The sequence below is a fragment of the Methylobacterium sp. B1 genome (assembly GCF_000333255.1).
Lineage (GTDB): Bacteria > Pseudomonadota > Alphaproteobacteria > Rhizobiales > Beijerinckiaceae > Methylobacterium > Methylobacterium fujisawaense.
The window spans coordinates 1-2042 of record NZ_BACT01000859.1 but is presented as its reverse complement, the minus strand read 5'-3'; the positions used below and the strand labels follow the sequence as shown (position 1 = coordinate 2042).

Genomic DNA, 2042 nt, shown 5'->3' with positions numbered 1-2042 from the left:
ACGAGGACCGGCGCGAGGCGGTGAAGTCGGCCCTGCTCCTGTCCATCAACTGCATCGCGTTCGGCTTCGGGGCGACCGGGTGAGGCGGTGCGGGCCTCGCACGTGGAGGGATCGGATCGAAACGCGCCTGCGCGCCCTGTCAGGCAGCCCAGTGCGCGCCATTTGCCGCCGGTGAACGGGGTCCAGCCCCGCAACGGCATCAGAACCGTCACCAGGAGAGAGAATCCAAGATGAGCTTCACCCTGATCCAGCAGGCCAAGCCGCGCCTGCACCGGTCCGAACTCGCGGTCCCCGGCTCCAACCCGACCTTCATGGAGAAGTCGGCGCAGTCGGCCGCCGACGTGATCTTCCTCGACCTCGAGGACGCGGTCGCCCCCGACGACAAGGAGAAGGCCCGCACCAACATCATCCAGGCGCTCAACGACCTGGATTGGGGCAACAAGACCATGATGATCCGCATCAACGGTCTCGACACCCACTACATGTACCGCGATGTGGTCGACATCGTCGAAGCCTGCCCGCGCCTCGACATGGTGCTGATCCCGAAGGTCGGCGTGCCGGCCGACGTCTACGCCATCGACGTGCTGGTCACCCAGATCGAGCAGGCCAAGAAGCGTGACAAGCAGATCGGCTTCGAGGTGCTGATCGAGACCGCGCTCGGCATGGCCAATGTCGAGGCGATCGCCCAGTCGTCGAAGCGCCTGGAGGCGATGTCCTTCGGCGTGGCCGATTACGCCGCCTCGACCCGCGCCCGCTCGACGGTGATCGGCGGCGTGAACCCCGACTTCTCGGTGCTCACCGACAAGGACGAGGCCGGCAATCGCCAGACCCACTGGCAGGATCCGTGGCTGTTCGCTCAGAACCGCATGCTGGTGGCCTGCCGCGCCTACGGCCTGCGCCCGATCGACGGCCCCTTCGGCGATTTCTCGGATCCGGACGGCTACCGCTCGGCGGCCCGCCGCTGCGCCGCCCTCGGCTTCGAAGGGAAGTGGGCGATCCACCCGTCGCAGATCGATCTCGCCAACGAGGTGTTCACCCCCTCGGAAGCCGAGGTCACCAAGGCCCGCCGCATTCTCGAGGCCATGGAAGAGGCCGCCAAGGCCGGCCGCGGCGCCGTGTCCCTGGACGGACGCCTCATCGACATCGCCTCGATCCGCATGGCCGAGGCGCTGATCGAGAAGGCGAACGCCATGAAGGGCTGAGGCCGCCCGAACGGGGCGCCAAGCAGCTGCATGACCGGGGCCGGGCTTGCCGGGCCCCGGGGAAGATCAGAGCGGATCGCGGGCAAGCGCGTGACCGCGTGACAGGTTCGGATGAGGGTTGGAGAAGGCCCCGGAGCGGGTTCACCCCTCACCAGTCTCTTCGGGAGAAGGGACAAACTCTGCGGCGCGGCGGCCGCGACGGCCCTAGAACGGCCGATCGTCCGGCAGCCGCGCCGCAGCCATCTCGTCCGGCGTCGGGTCGCGATGGATGACGATCCCGTTCGACCGATCCGCCCCGATCAGCCCCAGCCGGGCGAACCCGTCGAGCCAGCCGTCCATCGGCCAGATCCCGTGCCGGTCGTGAAAGCGGGCCGCGTTGGCGACGATGTCGCGGAAATGCTGCAGGGGCGGGTCGTAGCCCGGATGATGCTGGTGGTAGGCCCGGGGGCCTCCTAGGAACAGGATCGGCACCCCCGCCTTCTCCGCCCGGAACGCCAGATCGGTGTCCTCCGCGCCGTAGCCGGAAAAGGTTTCGTCGAACCCGCCGAGGCGGTCATAGGTCTCGGCGCGCACCGCGAAGGCGAGCGACCAGAACAGCCCGGCCTGCGGTGCCGGCGCCACCACGCCTGCGGGCGGGAAGGCCCGCACCGGGTGCGGCTGGCCGAACCGCTCCAGATCCGCCGCGCACCATCCATCCGCCACCGCGCCGGCCGGCAGGTAGCCGATCTCGCAGCAGATCAGGCCGTCCTGCTCGGCCACCGCCCGCGACAGGCCCGCGACGAGCCCCGCCGAGGGGAATGCATCGACGTCAAGAAAGATCAGCGTCTCGGCCTGGGCCGC

Annotated in this window: 3 protein-coding genes; 1 reads left to right on the top strand and 2 read right to left on the bottom strand. The window is 69.1% G+C overall.

Translation table 11 applies throughout. The annotated features are described in order from the left end of the window. A partial coding sequence (locus I53_RS34645) for a hypothetical protein (RefSeq protein WP_210161597.1) occupies positions 1-212 on the bottom strand: 212 nt, incomplete at its 3' end. Between the two features lie 18 nt (positions 213-230). On the opposite strand from I53_RS34645, the gene I53_RS24660 reads away from it, so the two are divergent. Further along, positions 231-1202, top strand: coding sequence for a CoA ester lyase (locus I53_RS24660; RefSeq protein WP_043355694.1), 972 nt, complete (start codon positions 231-233; stop codon positions 1200-1202). 204 nt (positions 1203-1406) lie between these two features. Here I53_RS24660 and I53_RS24655 read toward each other — a convergent pair. Beyond that, positions 1407-2042, bottom strand: a 636-nt coding sequence (locus I53_RS24655) for a galactosyltransferase-related protein (RefSeq protein WP_043355693.1), incomplete at its 5' end; no start/stop codon positions are given.

What these genes read in the sequence shown, in the direction of transcription:
- I53_RS24660 (WP_043355694.1), top strand. Translation starts at nt 231, where the DNA reads ATGAGCTTCACCCTGATCCAGCAGGCCAAGCCGCGCCTGCACCGGTCC.